The organism is Pseudomonas sp. IAC-BECa141 (assembly GCF_020544405.1).
Taxonomy (GTDB): Bacteria; Pseudomonadota; Gammaproteobacteria; order Pseudomonadales; family Pseudomonadaceae; genus Aquipseudomonas.
In genome coordinates, this window is sequence record NZ_CP065410.1 from 4275565 (window position 1) to 4294392 (window position 18828).

Consider the following 18828-nt stretch of genomic DNA (forward strand, 5'->3'; position numbering starts at 1 on the left):
AATCGCCGCCGCCCATTGTGCCCCTCAATTGCACAGGGACAAGGCTCCTCCATGCGTCATTTTTTTCTACTGTTTGCACTGTTGATTTCGAGTCTGGCCCAAGCGGGTAATGATCCTTTTGCGTCAAAACCGGAGTTCCTGCCGGTCGACAAGGCATTCGTGCTGACCTCGGAACGTCTGGAATCCGGTGAGACCCAGCTGTTCTGGCAAATCGCCGACGGCTACTACCTGTATCAGAAGCGCCTCAAGTTCGACGGGCTGGCGACGCAAAACGTCCCGGCCCTGCCAGAAGGCGAGTCCCATAGCGACGAGTATTTCGGTGAACAACCGGTTTACCGCCAGGGCCTCGAGCTGAAAACCCCGGCGGCCGCCACGGGCCGGATAAAGGTCAGTTATCAGGGCTGTGCCGACGCCGGCCTTTGCTATCCCCCGCAGACGCGAGTGATCGATCTCGGCGGCAAAGCCGCAGCAACGACAGATGAAGCACCGGATCAGGCACTGGCCAGCGGTCTGCAGCAGCACTCGCTGGGCTGGAGTCTGCTGGTGTTTTTCGGCCTCGGTCTGTTGCTGGCGTTTGCGCCGTGTTCGTTGCCGATGCTGCCGATTCTGGCGGGCATGGTGGTGGGCAGCGGTGCAACGCCGCGTCGCGGTTTCGCATTGGCCGGCAGTTATGTGGTTTGCATGGCGCTGGTGTATGCGGCGATGGGCGTCATCGCCGCGCTGCTGGGGCGAACCTGCAGGCGTGGTTGCAGAACCCGTGGCTGCTCGGGACGTTCGCAGCAGTGTTCGTGGTTCTGGCGCTGCCGATGTTCGGTTTCTTCGAACTGCAATTGCCGGTGGCCCTGCGGGATCGGCTGGAGCACGCCTCGCGCAGCCAGCGCGGCGGCAGTCTGGTCGGCGCGGGCGTATTGGGCGCGCTGTCCGGCTTACTGGTCGGCCCGTGCATGACCGCGCCGCTGGCCGGTGCCCTGCTCTACATCGCGCAAAGTGGCAACGCGCTGCACGGCGGTCTGATTCTTTTTGCCCTGGGCATCGGTATCGGCGTGCCGCTGCTGTTGCTGGTAACGGTCGGCAATCGCTTCCTGCCAAAGCCAGGCGCGTGGATGAATCTGCTCAAAGGCGTGTTCGGTTTCCTGTTCCTCGCTACCGCGCTGCTGATGCTGCGTCCGGTGCTGCAACCTTCGCTGTGGCTGGGCCTGTGCGGTGCGCTGCTGTTGATCGCCGCTTACAGTGCCTGGAAACAATCCGGCGGCTTTGGTCGCGTGGCGCAGTTGTTTGGCGCCGGCTCGCTGTTGCTGGGCCTGTGGGGCAGTCTGCTGGTGGTCGGTGCGGCGGGCGGCAGTGACGATCCATATCAACCGTTGCAGGTGTACAGCGCCGGACGCGCCGGATCTGCGGCGCCCAGCGGCCACGAAGCCTTCACGACGATCAAGGATCCCGCCGCCCTGCAACGCGAGCTCGACACCGCCAAAGCGCAGGGCCAGTGGGTATTGCTCGATTACTACGCCGACTGGTGCACGTCGTGCAAAGTCATGGAGAAACAGGTGTTCGGCCAGGCTCGAGTGATGCAGGCCTTGAGTGATGTGCGCTTGCTCCGACTCGACGTCACCGCCGACAATGCCGCCAGCCGCGAACTGCTCGGTCGTTATAAAGTGCCGGGGCCACCGAGTTTCGTGTGGATCGGCACCGACGGTGAAGAGCGCCGCAGTCAGCGCATCACCGGCGAGGTCGATGCCGATACTTTCCTGCAACGCTGGACCACCACCCGAGACGCCCGTTAATGCTGACCTTCACCCTCGGCACCTTTGCCATCGCACTCAACCACCTGCTGCTGATCAGCGCGCTGGCGCTGGCGACCTTCGTCGGCTGGCGGGTGGCCAAGCGCGGCGGCGACAACCCCGAGTCGGCGCTGTTCAGCCTGTTTCTGCTCGGCATGCTGGCGGCGCGCATTGCGTTTGTCGCGGTGTATTGGGGGCACTATCGCAACGATCTGTGGCAGATCATCGACCTGCGCGACGGCGGTTTTCTCGCCTGGCCGGGGGTGATCGTGCTGTTGCTGGCGGCGCTGTATCGCGGCTGGCACCGGCCGGGTTTGCGTCGACCGCTGGGTTTCGGCGTGGTCAGCGGTGTGGCGTTCTGGGTGCTGGCGACCCTGTCGCTGAACATCTACGAGCAAGGCACGCGCCTGCCGGACATCACCCTGCGCACCGCCGCCGGGGAAACCGTGAAACTCACCGACTATCAGGGCGGGCCGCTGGTGATCAACCTGTGGGCCACCTGGTGTCCGCCGTGCCGCCGGGAAATGCCGGTGCTGGAAAACGCCCAGCAACAACGCCCGGACCTGACGTTCCTGTTCGTCAACCAGGCCGAAAGCATGCAAAGCGTCGCCACATTTCTCGAAACCCAGGGCTTGAGCCTGAGCAACGTGCTGTTTGACCGCAGCGGACGCCTCGGCCAGGCCGTGGGCTCCATGGCACTGCCGACTACGCTGTTCTATAGCCCGGACGGTCGCCTGCTGGGCAGCCATCTGGGCGAGTTGTCGAACGCCAGCCTGGCCCGCGCCCTGGAAAACTTCGACACCCCGGCTTCCAGCCCGAATCCGGCCACCTCTTCTTCAAGGAAACTGCCATGCCCCGCCTCCGCCACCTGCTGACACTGACCATGAGCGCAGCCCTGCTGCACTTGCCGTCGGTCCAGGCTGCTGAAGAACTGCCTGAAGCGATCAAGAAAATCGAAGCCAAGGGCGCAAAAATCGTCGGCCAGTTCGACGCCCCCGACGGCTTGCGTGGTTACGCCGCGCAATACCAGAACCGCGGCATGGCGCTGTACCTGACGCCGGACGGCAAGCACGTGCTGCTGGGCAACCTGTACGACGCCGACGGCAATGACCTCAGCAGCGCGCCACTGCAAAAACTGGTCTATGCGCCAATGGCCAAGGAAGTCTGGGCCAAGTTCGAAGCCAGCAACTGGATTCAGGACGGCAACAAGGATGCACCGCGCACCGTGTATCTGTTCAGCGACCCGAACTGCCCGTACTGCAACATGTTCTGGGAACAGGCACGTCCATGGGTCAAGGCCGGCAAGGTGCAGCTGCGACACATCATGGTCGGCATCATCCGCGAAGACAGCCCGGCCAAAGCCGCCGCCCTGCTCGCCGCCAAGGACCCGAGCAAAGCTCTGGAAGATCACGAGAAGGCCGGCAAGGCCAGCACCCTCAAGGCCTTGAAGGACATTCCGGTTGCCGTGCAGACCAAACTTGCGGCGAACATGCAGTTGATGGAAGACCTGGAATTGCAGGCCACCCCGGCGATCTTCTACATGGACGACAAGGGCGAACTGCAACAACAGCAAGGCGCGCCGACGCCGGACAAGCTGGCGAAGATTCTCGGCCCGAAATAATGATTGGCGGCTCCGGCAAACGCTGCTGGAGCCGTCACCACTTACTGGGCTGACACCGGCCCAGGATGTCATCCAGCTCGCCTGTCGCTTCGCGCTTGAGCAAAAACTGCGTCACCTCTTGCGACCACTCCACGTCCGATAGTATGCCGGCCCAGGCATGAGTTTTTGCTGAGTGGCAGGGCCGATCATCGAAGTTGTGGATCAACGCCTGGTTCAAAGTTCGTACATCAAATCCCGGATTCCTTTCGCTTTGCAGCATCAGGGAATTGAGAACCCGTTGTTGAGTATCGGGATTCAGCGTGAATGGATGGGTTTTAGTTGAACTCAAAACGATAAACGTCGGTTTGACGTCTTCAGCCAGCGCGGCCTGCAATCGATAGTGACCGTCGATAATCACGTAAGAACACAAGGCGCCGACGTACCACAGCAAGACGGGGGGCAGGCTGTCCTCTCTCGCCTTCTTGCGCCACCACTTCATACGCCCGGCATACGGATCGACCGTGTGCAGACCAATCAGATTGCCCAAATCCCAGTCGAGCCACTCCACCGATCGTGGCTGAAGATTGTCGAGAATGCCGTCACCACGAGCTGACCATCTCGGTAAATGACTGGTCATCTCTTGCTCTGTCGAGAAATACCAGTTGCTCACACCTTCGCCACGTTGTCCTGGCACGGCCACAGGCATCATTGGCCGTGCCACCCATTGCCCGGGATAAAGAAAGTCCGCCTGATACTCCATCAGTTGGTTGATGAAGTATCGACTCCAGGCCTTCATCCGCTGCCCAGCAGGCAAATGGCGATGGTGTTCGACCTGTGCAGAGTCAATGGCAGGAACGGGTGGCGACTCCCAGTACATCGGCATCGGATTGCGTACCAGCCAGGCACCGTAATACGAAGTCGCTATCGTTCCCCAAAGCAAAGGGCTCTCGTTGAACATCAGTTTCAGACGAGCATTGTTACCCGTTCGCAGATGCAGTTGTGGTTTGCCCTGCGGGGGGCCACTTATCTCGACGCTAAGCCCACCCCATTGTCCTTGCAGATCTTCAAGATCGCGCCAGAAGAATTGCTTCACGCCAGACCCTTAAAATGAAATTCCATGCGCAATTACAGCGTATTTCGATTGCGCTCACTCAAAAAGCTGAACAACACCTCCGTCACGAATTCGGGATTCTCCAGATTGGAGATATGCCCCGCCTCCGGCACCAGCACACACGGACAGCCAATCAGCTCAGCCATTTCCTGTGCTTCCGACGGCGGGCGTGGCTTGTCCTGATCGCCGCAGACCACCAGCGTGGTGGCCGCATTCAGCTCGCCCAGACGCGGCAACAGATCATTACGGCCAAAGGTGATACGCCCCATCGGCACGATGCTTTGACGCAGACGTTCAGCAGAGTAACCCGCGAGTTTCGCGCGAAAGTCCTGATACAGCGCCGACGCTCGATCGATGCCCGGCCGGAAGAAGATCGGCACCACGATATCCAGCAGTTGCTCGGAGATTCCGCCGCTTTCCTCGATCTGTTTGAACAGCGAGAAATAGTACTGGCGAGTCGGCTCCGGCTCGACGCCGACGTAGGTGTCCATCAACACCAGTCCGTTGAGCCGCTGCGGCGCCGACAACGCCAGACGCACACCCCACATGCCGCCGACCGACAGCCCGACCAGCGAAACCTGATCAATATCCAGATGATCGAGCAAGGCCAGCGCCTGGCGCGCGATGTCGTCCAGCGAAGCAGTGCCTTCAGGCAAATGACCGGATTCGCCATGGCCCCACAGATCCAGTGCAATCACCCGATAGTGCGGTGACAACGCGGCGATCTGCGGCGCCCACATGGCCTGGTCCCACAGGTAGCTACCGGCCAGCAACACCGCCGGCCCCGTGCCTTGATCAATGTAGTGAAGCGCCTGTCCGTCAACCGTGAAAAAAGGCATCGATAACCCCCGTGGCAAAGAAACTGAAGCCCGAAGACTGAGCGGGCCGGCCTCGACAGTCAATGATATGAAAGGATTACAAAGCCTTACCTGCGACAACGGCTACAGAGAAAACCATGTTTTCTGTCGCCGTTGTCGCGGGCTGTTGTTTACAGGCCCTCCAGCTCCGCCATCAGGTCATTCAGGCGATCAACCTTCTCCTCGGTAATGTCGCTGGCCGCCAGTCCTTCGATGTAACCGGCCAGTTCCTCCACCGTGCTGCACTCGAACATCGCCCGTAGCGGTACGTCCCGTTGCAAGGCTTTCTGCACCCGCGAGGCGATCTGCGTGGCGAGCAAAGAATGCCCGCCGAGCTCGAAGAAGTTGTCGCGTACCCCGACCTTCTCGACTTTGAGCACCTCGGCCCAGATGTCGGCCAGGGTCTGTTCCAGTTCGCTGCGCGGCGCCAGGTAATCCTGGCTCTGCAACTGGCCGATCTCCAGCGCCGGCAAGGCCTTGCGATCGAGTTTGCCGTTGGCGTTGAGCGGCAACCGGTCGAGCCACAGCCAATGCAGCGGCACCATGTATTCCGGCAGTTCGGCGCGCAGGCGCTGCTTGATCCGCTCCAGGCGTTCGCTCTGATTCAGTGCGGAATCTGCGGCGACCAGATAGCCGACCAGATGCTTGCCGTTGACGCCTTCCTGCACGCCGACCGCGCCATCGCGAACTTCCGGTTGCTCATGCAGACGCGCCTCGATTTCACCCAGCTCGATCCGGTAACCGCGAATCTTCACCTGATGGTCGACCCGACCGACGTATTCCAGCACGCCGTCACTGCGACGGCGCGCCAGGTCACCGGTGCGATACAGACGCTCGCCCGGTGCACCGAACGGATTCGGCACAAACACCGGCGCGGTGCGCAGCGGATCACTGACATAACCACGACCGACACCAGTACCCGCCACACACAACTCACCTACCGCACCCAGCGGCACCAGATCCAGCGCGCCATCGAGCAGGTACAGCAAGTTGTTGTCGGTCGGGGTACCGATCGGCAGGTAACTGCCGCGAGTCGAGGCCAGGTCGACGCGGAAGAACGCCACGTCGTCCGAGCATTCCGCCGGGCCATACGCGTTGACCAGACCGATCTCCGGGTAACGCAGCAACCACTGATGAGCCAGCTCCGGTGGCATTGCTTCACCGGTCGGCAGCATCCAGCGCAGGCCGTCGAGGCTCAGACGATCCGAAGCGAGCATGCCCTGGATCAGCGATGGCACGCTTTCGAGCACGGTGATGCCCTGCTGCTGCACATGCACCAGCAAACCTTGCGGATCGTGGGCGATGGTGTTCGGCACGATGTCCACCCGCGCCCCGAACAACGGTGCGGCGAGGAACTGCCAGACCGAAATGTCAAAGCTTTGCGAAGCGGTCTGGGCGATCACATCGGCGTCGCTCAGGTTCAGGTACGGCACCTTGCTCAACTGGTTGTTGAGCATGCCGCGCTGCTCGACCATCACGCCTTTGGGCAACCCGGTGGAGCCCGAGGTGTAGATCACGTAGGCCAGGTTGTCCGGGCCGCTGAAGATGCCCGGATTCGTCGACGATACAGCGCCGGCCTGAACCTCTTCCCACACCAGCAAACGTGGTCGGTTGGCACAGCTGAATTCGTCGAGCAAGGTCGTCGCCTGTTCACGGCAAGCTTCGCTGCACACCAGCACCGGCGTGCGACTGAGTTCGATGATCCGTTGCAGACGCTGGCTCGGCAGGCCCGGATCCAGCGGCAGGTAACCGGCACCGGCCTTGAAGCTGCCGATGATCATGCCCAGCAGATCCGGATTACGTTCGCCCAGCAGCGCCACCGGTTGATCCATCTGCACCCCGGCCGCGACCAGTGCATGACCGAGACGGTTGGCGTTGACGTTCAGTTGCCCGTAGCTCAACTGCTGATCGAGGCAACTGGCGGCAATGCGTTGCGGATGTTGCGCGACCTGCGCTTCAAACAGTTCGACGTAGCTCTGCTCCAGCGGATAGTCGTGCTCACTCTGGTTGCAACCGTGGAGCAGGAAATCCTGTTCCTCATGGCCCAGCAGCGGCAGGTCGGCCATGTCGCCATGGAAGCCGTCGACCAGCGCCAGCAACAGACGCTTGAACTCACCGAGCATGCGCTCGATGGTCGACTCGTCGAAGTAACGCTGGTCGTAGGACAGATGCAGACCGAGGTCGTCGCCCGGATAGCAGACCGCCGTCAGCGGGAAGTTGGTGTGGGTACGGCCCGAGTCCGAGGTCGCATTGAGGCTTTGCGCACGGTCCAGCACCGAGACTTCCACCGGGGCGTTTTCGAACACGAACAGGCTGTCGAACAGCGGCTGGCCTTTCGGCAGTTCGCTTTGTTCCTGGATGTTCACCAGCGGCAGGTATTCGTACTCGCGCAGTTGCATGTTGCTGTCGAGCAGGTCGCTCAGCCACTGACGCACGCTGGCGCGCTGGTCGTCCGCCGGGATCTGCACCCGCAGCGCGATGCTGTTGATGAACAGGCCGACAGTGCGTTGCATCTCCGGCATCTCCACCGGACGCCCGGCCACGGTCACGCCGAACAGCACGTCGCGATCACCGCTCATGCGGCGCAGCACCAGTGCCCACGCCGCCTGGGCGAAGGTGTTGACGGTCAGTTGATGGGCCTGGGCCAGCTCACGCAGACGGGCGCCGTCCTCGACGTTCAGTCGGGTGTAGCGGTCGCCAACGATCATGCCACCGCTTTCACCGGCGTGTTCACGCAGGAACGGACGATCGCTCGGGATCGGCGTGGTGCGCTCGAAGCCTTGCAGGTTCTGCTGCCACCACTGACGTGCTTCGGCCAGGCTCTGGCGTTGCAGCCAGCCGATGTAATCGCGGTAGCGCGGTGGCTTCGCCAGTTGCGCTTCGCGACCTTCACCGAGGGCGGTATAGATCTCGAAGAAATCGTTCATCAGCAGCGACCGGCACCAGGCATCGATCAGGATGTGGTGGTTGCTCATCATGAACCAATAACGCGCCGCGCCGACCTTGATCAGGCGCAGGTGAAACGGTGCCTGATTGAGCAGATCGAAACCGGTCTCGCGTTCAGCCTTGAGCAGCGCTTTCAGTTTCGGCTCCTGCTCGGCGTCCGCAATGGTGCTCCAGTCCAGGTATTCGATCGGCGTACGACCCGGCGTATGAATCACTTGCAGCATGTCTTCGCCGACGTTCCAGCAGAACGAGGCACGCAGTGCTTCATGACGGGCGACCACGGCTTGCCACGCCTGGGCGAAACGCTCGGGGTCGAGTTCGCTGTTGATGCGATAGCGATCCTGCATGTAGTACAGGCCGGTGCCCGGTTCGAGCAAGGTGTGCAGCAGCATGCCTTCCTGCATCGGCGTCAGCGGGTACACGTCTTCGATGTGCGCCGCCGGCACCGGCAGTGCGTCAAGTTGCGCCTGAGTCAGTTTCGCCAGCGGGAAGTCCGACGGCGTCAGGCCACCAGCCTCGTCTTGCAGGCAATGTTCGATCAGGCTCTGCAACTCGCCGACGTAGGCATCGGCCAGCTCATTGATGGTCTGCGCGTCGTAGCGTTCGGCGCTGAAGGTCCAGCGCAGCAGCAGCTCACCGCCGTACACCTGACTGTCGACGCTCAACTCGTTCGGCAGCGGTGCCTGCGGATCGTGGGCCGCGCCGACCGATTCATTCAGCGGACGGAACAGCGCATCGCTGCCGAAACTCTGGTCGAACTGGCCGAGGTAGTTGAAGGTGATCGGCGCGTTCGGCAACGCCGCCATGCTCTGACGACCGGCGTCATCAGCCAGATGGCGCAGCACGCCATAGCCCAGCCCCTTGTGCGGAACGGCGCGCAATTGTTCCTTGATCGCCTTGATCGAAGCGCCCTGCCCGGCGGCTTCTTCGATGTTGTGCGGGGTCAGGCGCAGTGGATAGGCGCTGGTGAACCAGCCGACGGTGCGGGTCAGGTCGATCTCGTCGAACAGGGTTTCGCGGCCGTGGCCTTCCAGTTGAATCAGCGCCGACGGCTGACCGCTCCAGCGGCACAGCACGCGGGCCAGCGCGGTCAGCAACAGGTCGTTGACCTGCGTGCGATAGGCGCTCGGTGCCTGTTGCAACAGTTGTTTGGTGCGCTCGGCATCCAGACTCACGCTGACGGTCTGTGCGTGACGATTCTCGCGACGGCCCTCTGGGCGTTCGCACGGCAAGTCAACATTCGGACCGGCCAGTTGCGTTTGCCACCAGCTCAGTTCTTCACGCAGGGATTCACTGCCGGCGTAAGCCTGCAAGCGTGCCGCCCAGTCCTTGAAGGCGCTGGTTTTCGCCGGCAGTTTCACCGACTGATCGGCGTCGAGCTGGCGATACACGGTTTGCAGATCGTCGAGCAGAACGCGCCACGACACACCATCGACCACCAGGTGATGGATTGCGATGAACAGCCGTTGCTGGCCGTCCGGCCCATCGATCAGCACGGCGCGCAGCAGCGGGCCTTGCGCGAGATCGAGACTGCGCTGGGCATCGGCGAACAGTGCGGTGCATTTGTCCATCGACGGCACGCGAACTTGCCAAAGCACCGCTGCATCGGTCACCGGTTGATGGGCCGCTTGCCATGCGCCGTTGACCTCGGTGAAGCGCAGACGCAGGGCGTCATGCTGCTCGATCACCGCCAGCAATGCTTGCTCCAGACGGTGCGGTTCCAGCGCCACCGTCGGCTCCAGCAGCAACGACTGGTTCCAGTGCTGACGCTCGACAATCTCGGTGTCGAAGAACCAGTGCTGGATCGGCGTCAGACGCGATTCGCCGATCACCAGACCTTGCTCGGCCGTCACGGTTTCACTGCGACTGGCGACAGCGGCCAGAGTCTGCACGGTCTGGTGCTGGAACAGATCACGCGGGCTGAAATGAATGCCTTGCTGACGCGCCCGGCTGACCACTTGAATCGACAGGATCGAGTCGCCGCCCAGTTCGAAGAAGTTGTCGTTCAGACCGACCTGCTCGACGTTGAGCACTTCACACCAGATCTGCGCCAGGGTCTGCTCCAGCTCGTTGCTCGGCGCCACGTACTCCTGACGATTGAGCTCCGGATCCGGCGCCGGCAACGCGCGGCGGTCGAGCTTGCCGTTGGCGGTCAGCGGCATGCTCGCCAGCAGAATCAGATGCGTCGGCACCATGTAGTCCGGCAGTTGCATCTTCAGGTGCGACTTCAGTGCTTCGCGCAGTTCGGCTTGCTCGGCTTCGCTTCGCGAAGCGGCCTCGGTCACGAGATAGCCGACCAGTTGCTTGCCGCTCGGGGCATCCAGCGCCAGCACCACCGCTTCGCGGATCGAATCGTGATCGAGCAGGCGGGTTTCGATCTCGCCCAGTTCGATCCGGAAACCACGGATTTTCACCTGATGGTCGATCCGCCCCAGATATTCCACCAAGCCATCGGCGCGCTGGCGCACCAGGTCGCCGGTGCGGTACATACGCCCGCCATCGGCGGCATACGGGTCAGCGACAAAACGTTCGGCGGTGATGCCGGCGCGATCGTGATAGCCCAGCGCCAGACCGGCGCCACCGACGAACAATTCACCGGTCGCACCTTGCGGCACCAGCGCCAGATCGGCGTCGAGAATGTAAGCCACGCGATCACCGATCACGCTGCCGATCGGCACACTGGCGACGCCCTCTTCCAGCCTTTCAGGCGCAAGACTGGCCAGCGGCATGACCACGGTTTCGGTCGGGCCATAGGCGTTGAAGAACAGGCTCGGTTTGAACGCTGCACGAATCCGTTGCAGATGTTCGCCGGTCAGCGCTTCACCGCCGGTGATGATCATGCGCACCGGCAGGATGTCGTTTTGCGTCGCCAGGAACTGCGCCAACTGGCTGCCGTAGCTCGGAGTGAAACCGAGAATATTGATCCGATGTTCGCGGATCAGGCCGCAGATCTCTTCCGCGTCCCATTGACCTTGCGCACGCAGCACGACCTGCGCCCCGCTGAGCAGCGGCACCAGCAGACGCTCGGTAGCGGCGTCGAAGTTGATCGAATAGAAGTGCAGCTCGCAATCGTCTGGACGCATGCCGAAGCGCTCGATCACGGCCTGGCAATGCATGGCGATTTCACCGTGAGACACCACCACGCCTTTCGGCTTGCCGGTGGAACCCGAGGTGTAAATCAGGTACGCCTGATGCTGCGGCAGGCTGACAAATGGCAACTCGGTAGCCGGGTAATCGGCAAGCGCCGCGCTGTCGTCCTCCAGGCACCAGCGCGCCACGTTCGACGGCAGCTCGCCGAGGGCCTTGAACATTGCGCGATCGCTGAGCAGCAGGCCAACGCGGCTGTCTTCGATCATGTAATGCAGACGGTCGAGCGGGTATTCCGGATCCAGCGGCACATAGGCGCCACCGGCCTTGAGGATCGCCAGCAGACCGACGACCATTTCCAGCGAACGCTCCAGCGCCAGGCCTACTCGAACTTGCGGGCCGACACCGCGCTCACGCAGGGCCCAGGCCAGGCGATTGGCGCGAGCGTCGAGTTCGGCGTAGCTCAGGGTCTGCCCGGCAAAAGTCAGGGCCGGTGCGTCTTTGCGCGCCAACGCCTGTTCGGCGAACAGGTGATGAATGCACTGGTCGAGACGGCGCTCGCCCGGCTCGACGCCGAGGCTGTCGAGCAATTGCTGTTGCTCGGGCGCATCGAGCAGCGGCAGTTCGCTGAGACGTTGCTGCGGGTCGGCGATCAGCGCTTCCAGCAGGTTGCACCAGTGCCTGGCCATGCGCGCAATCGTCGGCTCGTCGAACAAGTCGGTGCTGTAAGTCAGGCAGCAACCGAGACGGTGATCGAGGTCGGTGACTTCCAGGTTAAGGTCGAACTTGGTCGCCCGCGCATCGTTGGCCAGGTACTCGACGGTCATCCCGGCGAGCATGCGGCTTTGCTGGAATTCCCAGCGCTGTACATTGCACATCACCTGGAACAACGGGTTGTACGCGGCGCTGCGCGGTGGCTGCAACGCTTCAACCAGATGATCGAACGGCAGGTCCTGATGGGACTGACCTTCGATCACGGTGTGGCGCACGTGCTCGAACAACTCGCCGACCGACATCTGGCCGTCGAGCTGGCATCGCAGCACTTGAGTGTTGAGGAACGCACCGATCAGCCCCTCGCTTTCCGGACGGATACGGTTGGCCACCGGCGCGCCGATGCGCAGATCGGTCTGGCCGCTGTAGCGGTAAAGCAGGGTTGCGAGCGCAGCCGTCATGGTCATGAACAGGGTCAGACCGTTCTGCGCGTTGAACGCCCGGACCCGCGCGGCAAGATCGTCGCTCAGGTCGAAACGGAACAGCTCGCCCTGGTGGCTTTGCACCGGCGGACGCGGACGGTCGCCCGGCAATTCCAGCAGCGGATGTTCGCGGCCCAGTTGCGCGGTCCAGTAATCGAGCTGACGCTGACGCTCGCCGGATTCCAGCCAATTGCGCTGCCACACGCTGTAGTCGAGGTACTGCACCGGCAGCGGCTCCAGCGGCGAATCGCGGTCATCGACGAACGCTTCGTAAAGGGCACTCAGCTCGCGGGCGAAGATGTCCATCGCCCAGCCTTCGGTGACGATGTGGTGCAGGGTCAGGACGAAGTAATGCTCCTGCCCGGCGGTCTTGACCAGGCAGGCGCGCAGCAGCGGACCGGTTTCCAGATCGAACGGCAGGTGCGCTTCATCGTCGGCCACTTGCTGGACTTTCTGCTCGCGCACATCAGCGGCGAGTTTCGAGAAATCCTTCCAGTCCATGCGCACGCCGGTCTCGGCATGCACCTGCTGACGGGCCACGCCGTCGACGCTCGGGAACGTGGTGCGCAGGGTTTCGTGGCGCACGATCAGCGCTTGCAGTGCCGCCTCGAAACGCCCCACATCCAGCACGCCACGCAGGCGCGCCATGCCGCCGACGTTGTACGCCGGGCTGTCCGGCTCCATCTGCCAGAGGAACCACATGCGCTGTTGGGAATAGGACAGCGGCACCGGTTTGCTGCGATCAACCTTGTCGATCGGCGGCTGCTTGTTGGTGCGGCCGCTGGCCTGGATCTGGCGAATTTGTTCGGCGAAATCACCCAGCTCGCTGTGCTCGAACAATGCACGCAGCGGCAGCTCGACGTCGCAGGCCTGACGGGTGCGAGAGATGATTTGCGTGGCCAGCAGCGAGTGACCGCCGAGGGCGAAGAAGTCGTCACGCAGGCCGACCTGTTTCAGGCCCAGCACTTCACGCCAGATCGCGGCGATCTGCTGCTCCAGCTCGGTGACCGGTTCGACGTGTTCGCGCACCTGCCATTGCGGCTCGGGCAAGGCGCGGCGGTCGAGTTTACCGCTCGGGCTCAGGGGCATTTCGTCGAGGCGCATCAGTTGCGCCGGGACCATGTATTCCGGCAGCTCGGCGGCCAGTGCGGTTTTCAGGCGAGCGGTTTGCGCGTCCTGATCTTCGCTGGTGTCGGTTGCAGTGAAGTAGCCGATCAGTTGCGGGCCGGCGACGGTTTCACGCACCAGCACGGCGGCCTGAGCGACGCCGTCCTGAGCCAGCAGTCGCGCTTCGATCTCTTGCGGCTCGACGCGGAAGCCGCGCAGTTTGACCTGCTGATCGAGACGGCCGAGGTATTCGATCACACCGTCGCCGGTCCAGCGCGCACGGTCACCGGTGCGGTACAGACGCGCGCCCTGCTCGCCCAGCGGATCGACCACAAAACGTTCGGCGGTCAGCGCCGGGCGACCGAGGTAACCACGGGCCAGGCCGATGCCGCTGATGCACAGTTCCCCCGGCACACCGGCCGGTACTGGGTTGAGATCGCTGTCGAGCACGCGGCAGACCACGTTGCCCAGCGGACGGCCAATCGGCGAACGTTCGCCATCCGCCACGGAGCAATGCCAGTGGGTGACGTTGATCGCGGTTTCGGTCGGGCCATAACGGTTGTGCAGCTGCACCGCCGGCAGTTGCGCCAGCACGCGGTTGCACAGCTCCGCCGGCAGCGCTTCACCGCCGGAGAACACACGGCGCAGGCTGGTGCATCCGGCGCTCAGCTGTTCGTCGATGAACAGCGAAAGCAGCGGCGGCACAAAGTGCAGCGTGGTCACGCCGTATTGCTGAACCAGCTGCGCGATGCGATGCGGATCGCGGTGTTCACCGGGGCCGGCGATCAGCAGGCGCGCGCCCGTGATCAGCGGCCAGAAGCACTCCCAAACCGACACGTCGAAACTGATCGGTGCCTTTTGCATCAACACGTCGGTGTCGTTCAGGCAATAGGTGTTCTGCATCCATTGCAGACGCTCGGCCAGCGCCGCGTGAGTGTTGCCGACGCCTTTCGGCTGGCCGGTGGAACCGGAGGTGTAAATCACGTAGGCGAGGTTGTCGCCGTGCAGGTGCAGGCCCGGTGCCTGGCTCGGCCAGTTCTCCAGGTGCAGGGTGTCCATGGCGATCACGCTGACGCCTTCGCTGGCCGGCAAGCGGTCGAGCAATGCAGTCTGGGTCAGCAGCAGTTCGACACCGCTGTCGCTGAGCATGTAGGCCAGGCGTTCGGCGGGGTAATCCGGATCCAGCGGCACGTAGGCGCCGCCGGCCTTGATGATCGCCAGCAGGCCGATCAGCAGTTGCGGCGAACGCTCGGCGGCGATGGCCACACAGACATCCGGGCCGACGCCTTTGTCACGCAGGTAATGGGCCAGACGGTTGGCCCGGGCGTGCAGTTCGGCAAAATCGAGACTGCCGCCGTCCCACACCAGCGCGGTGCGATCCGGGGTCTGACGCCCCTGTTCATTCAGCAGTTCCGGCAGCCATTGTTGCGCCGGGGTGCACGGGGCGATGCTCCACGCGTTTTGCTGAGTGTGTTCGGTGGCGGTCAGCAGCGGCAGGTCACCGATGGTCTGCTCCGGACGTTCGCAGACAGCCCGCAACAGGTTGCTGAAATGCTCGGCCAGACGCTCGATGGTCGCCGCGTCGAACAGCTCATCGGCGTAGTCGAAGGACAGCGTCAGGCGACCGTTTCGGTCTTCTTCGCTGTGCAGTTGCAGATCGAACTTGGCCTCGCGGCTGTGCCACGGCAGTTCTTCGGCGAGCAGACCCGGCAGACGTTTGAGCGCGCTCAAGTCGCGTTGCTGATGGTTGAACATGACCTGGAACAGACCTTGTTCGCGGGCCTGCGGGAAGGCTTCGAGCAGTTGTTCGAACGGCAAGTCCTGATTCGCCTGGGCACCGAGTGCAGCCTGGCGGGTTTGCGCCAGCAGTTCGGTGAACGGCAGACGCGAATCGACGTTGGCGCGCAGCACCTGGGTGTTGATGAAGAAGCCGATCAGGCCCTGGGTTTCCAGACGCGGACGGTTGGCGTTCGGCACGCCGATGCGGATATCGCGCTGGCCGCTGTAGCGATGCAACAGGCTCTGGAACGCCGAGAGCAGCAGCATGAATGGCGTGGATTGACAGGCTTGGGCAGTCTGGCGGATCGCATCGCTGAGGCTGATCCCCAGGCGAACGCTGTGGCGCGCGGCACTGTGTTTTTGCCTGGCAGAACGCGGATGGTCGGTCGCCAGTTCCAGGGTCGGATGCTCGTCGCCCAACTGCGCTTTCCAGTACCCCAGTTGCCGCTCGCCCTCACCTTGGGCCAGCCATTGGCGCTGCCAGCTGCCGTAGTCGGCGTATTGGGTGGGCAGCGGCGCGAGTTCGGCGCGCTGGCCTTGGGAAGCGGCGGCGTACAGGCGCGAGAACTCGTCGATCAAAACGTTCAGCGACCAGCCATCGGCGATGATGTGGTGCATGGTCACCAGCAACTGGTGATCTTCGTCATCGAGGCGAACCAGCGTCACCCACAGCAGCGGGCCTTTCTCCAGATCGAACCGGGTGCGGGCCTCGTCTTCGCGGATCTGTTGTGCGCGGGCTTCACGCTCGCTGGCCGGCAGATCGCTGATGTCGATCAGTTGCAGGTTGAACTCACCTGCCGCTTCGACCTGTTGCAACGCCACGCCGTCGCGCTCGAAGAAACGCGTACGCAGAGATTCATGACGTTCGAACAGTTGCTGGAAACTGGCGCGCAGGGCGTCCTCGTCCAGTTCGCCGCGCAGGCGCAGGGCACCGGGAATGTTGTAAGCGCTGCTGTGCGGATCGAGCTGCCAGGTGATCCACAGACGGTTTTGCGCCAGCGATTGCGGCAAGGCTTCGTGGCGCGAAAGCGCGGTGATTTCGCCCTGGGCGCTGCCGCCGTCCCGTTGCTGTTGTGCGACAGCGGCGGCGAACGCGGACAGGGTCGGGGCTTCGAACAGCAGACGCAGATTCAGCTCCAGGCTCAGCTCTTCGCGAACCTTGGCGATCACTTGGGCGGCTGCGATCGAGTTGCCGCCGAGCAGGAAGAAGTGATCGTCGGCGTTGACCTGTTTGACGTTCAATTGCTCGGCCCAGATTCTGCCGATCAATGCTTCCAGTTCGGAGGTGGACGCGGTCGAATCGCAGGCTTCAGCGGTGGCCGACGGGAACACCGCGTAGCTGTCGAGGCTGCCGTCGGCCAGACGATTACGGCAGGCCGAACGTTGCAGCTTGCCGCTGGAAGTTTTCGGCAGCGCACCCGGGTTGAGCAACACCACCACGCTTGGCGCTTCCTGATACGCCTCGGCCACGGCCTGGCGAATAGCTTTGATCAGCGCTTCGGGCGGGAGGATTTTCTGCACGCTGCGGCTGATTTCCGCCGCGATGCCGATGCCTTCTTCGCCATTCTGATTGACCGCGAACGCAGCGACGCGGCCCTTGCGCACCACCTCCACTTCGTTCTCGACCGTCTTCTCGATGTCCTGCGGATAGAGGTTGTGACCGCGCACGATCAGCATGTCTTTCAGGCGACCGGTGATGAACAGTTCACCGTCGCGGATGAAACCCAGGTCACCAGTGCGCAGCCAGGTCTGGCCGGCGTGCTGCACGAAGGTTTTGGCAGTCGCTTCGGGATTGCGCCAGTAGCCGTGGGCGATGCTCGGGCCGGCTGCCCAGACTTCACCGACGGCGTTGTCGGCGAGCGCTTCGAGGGTGTTTGGCTCGACGATCAGCACCGCATGCTCGGGTTGGCTGATGCCGCAACTCATGATCGGACTGCCCTCGCCCGCTTCGGCACGGTTCTGTGCCAGGGCTTGATCGTCCACACGTAGCGCCGGAATGCCGGTGCCGCGCGGTGTGCCGGCGACGAACAGGGTCGCTTCGGCCAGACCGTAGGACGCCATGAAGCTGCTTTCGCTGAAACCGCATGCAGTGAATTTCTCGGCGAAGCGCTCGAGGGTGTCGAGGCGGATCGGCTCGGAACCGGAATAGGCCACGCGCCAGCGGCTCAGGTCGAGACGTTCCAGCGCCGATTCACTGACGCGCTCGCTGCACAGACGATACGCAAAGTCCGGGCCGCCGCTGATGGTGCCGCCGTATTGGCTGATCGCTTCAAGCCAGCGCAACGGCCGGCCGAGGAAGTAAGCCGGCGACATCAGGATGCACGGCACGCCGCTGAAGATCGGTTGCAGCAGGCCGCCGATCAAACCCATGTCGTGGTACAGCGGCAGCCAGCTAACGATCACGTCGTCGGGGTTCACATCGATGCCGAAGCCGTGGCGGATCAGCCGTTCGTTGGCCACCAGGTTGCCGTGGCTGACCTGCACGCCCTTGGGCAGCGCGGTGGAGCCGGAGGTGTATTGCAGGAAGGCGATGTGGTCTTGCGGCAAGGTCGGTTCGGCCCAGCGCTCGGCGAGCGAAGCGTCGAGGGTATCGACGCACAACAGCGCTGGCGCGCCTTCGATTTGCTGCAGGGCGTCGCCCAGGTCGGCGCTGGTCAGCAGCAGGCGCGGTTCGGCGTCGGCGATGATCGACAGCAGGCGCTCCTGATGGTGACGCCTGGCCGACTCCGGCGGATAGGCCGGCACCGCGATCACGCCCGCGTAGAGGCAACCGAAGAACGCCGCGACGTAATCCGGGCCACTCGGAAACAGCAATACCGCGCGATCACCGAATCCGGCCTCGGCCTGCAACGCTGCCGCGATGGTGCGCGCGCGCTGATCGAGTTCGCGATAACTGAGCACCACAGCCTGTTCCTCGGTTTCGGCGAGAAAGCGCAAGGCCAGCCGATCCGGCGTCAGGGCCGCGCGGCGCTGGAGGGCTTGGACCAGAGTGCTGGGGAGTTCGAACGCGTCGGTCATGAGGTTTCCTGCCTGAATTCGGCTTGCTGATGGAATCGGGTTGGCTGCGGCATGCCCGTGCAAGGCATGCGGGACACGGTCTTCGCCGACCGTGCAAGGCATTGGAATGCGGTAGGTCCGGGGCTGCGTACCCGGATCCATTCACCAATGAGAACGGATGACGTCTTGAAATAATTAGTCGGCAGGCTGGATCACCAACGGCGCTGGGCGCTTGGGCGGAGTGCGGCGGCGTGTCGCAGTTCACGGATCGCACCGTTATGGATCATTAGTTCTCTTTCTCAATTGACAATCATTATCATTCAACATAATTTGTCGCTCGATGTGTAGGACGGCCCCGTCCCCCAGGCGTCCC

At 63.0% G+C, this 18828-nt stretch carries 5 protein-coding genes and 1 pseudogene; 3 read left to right on the forward strand and 3 right to left on the reverse strand.

All coding sequences use genetic code 11. From position 1 onward, the window contains the following. Positions 1–51 precede the first annotated feature (51 nt). From dsbD to dsbG, 3 genes and pseudogenes are all read left to right on the forward strand, one after another. A pseudogene (gene dsbD, locus I5961_RS19520) lies at positions 52–1781 on the forward strand (protein-disulfide reductase DsbD). Further along, positions 1781–2653, forward strand: a complete 873-nt coding sequence (locus I5961_RS19525; protein WP_227233108.1) for a TlpA disulfide reductase family protein — start codon at positions 1781–1783, stop codon at positions 2651–2653. Before dsbD ends, I5961_RS19525 begins: the two are co-directional and overlap by 1 nt. Beyond that, positions 2629–3399, forward strand: a complete 771-nt coding sequence (gene dsbG, locus I5961_RS19530; RefSeq protein ID WP_064378573.1) for a thiol:disulfide interchange protein DsbG — start codon at positions 2629–2631, stop codon at positions 3397–3399. Before I5961_RS19525 ends, dsbG begins: the two co-directional genes overlap by 25 nt. Positions 3400–3433: 34 nt before the next feature. On the opposite strand, the gene I5961_RS19535 is transcribed toward dsbG, so the two are convergent. From I5961_RS19535 to I5961_RS19545, 3 genes are all read right to left on the reverse strand, one after another. Next, positions 3434–4471, reverse strand: coding sequence for a hypothetical protein (locus I5961_RS19535; protein ID WP_227233109.1), 1038 nt, complete (start codon positions 4469–4471; stop codon positions 3434–3436). Positions 4472–4503: 32 nt separating this feature from the next. Next, complete coding sequence (locus I5961_RS19540) at positions 4504–5328, reverse strand: alpha/beta fold hydrolase (protein WP_227233111.1); 825 nt, start codon at positions 5326–5328, stop codon at positions 4504–4506. A 149-nt stretch (positions 5329–5477) separates the two neighbouring features. Continuing rightward, the gene (locus tag I5961_RS19545) at positions 5478–18476 is read right to left on the reverse strand and encodes a non-ribosomal peptide synthetase (RefSeq protein WP_227233112.1); all 12999 of its coding nucleotides are present in this window, start codon (positions 18474–18476) and stop codon (positions 5478–5480) included. Positions 18477–18828 lie beyond the last annotated feature (352 nt).

Coding starts and splice junctions, on each gene's coding strand:
- I5961_RS19540 (WP_227233111.1), bottom strand. CDS start 5,328: ATGCCTTTTTTCACGGTTGACGGACAGGCGCTTCACTACATTGATCAA.
- I5961_RS19525 (WP_227233108.1), top strand. CDS start 1,781: ATGCTGACCTTCACCCTCGGCACCTTTGCCATCGCACTCAACCACCTG.
- dsbG (WP_064378573.1), top strand. CDS start 2,629: ATGCCCCGCCTCCGCCACCTGCTGACACTGACCATGAGCGCAGCCCTG.
- I5961_RS19545 (WP_227233112.1), bottom strand. CDS start 18,476: ATGACCGACGCGTTCGAACTCCCCAGCACTCTGGTCCAAGCCCTCCAG.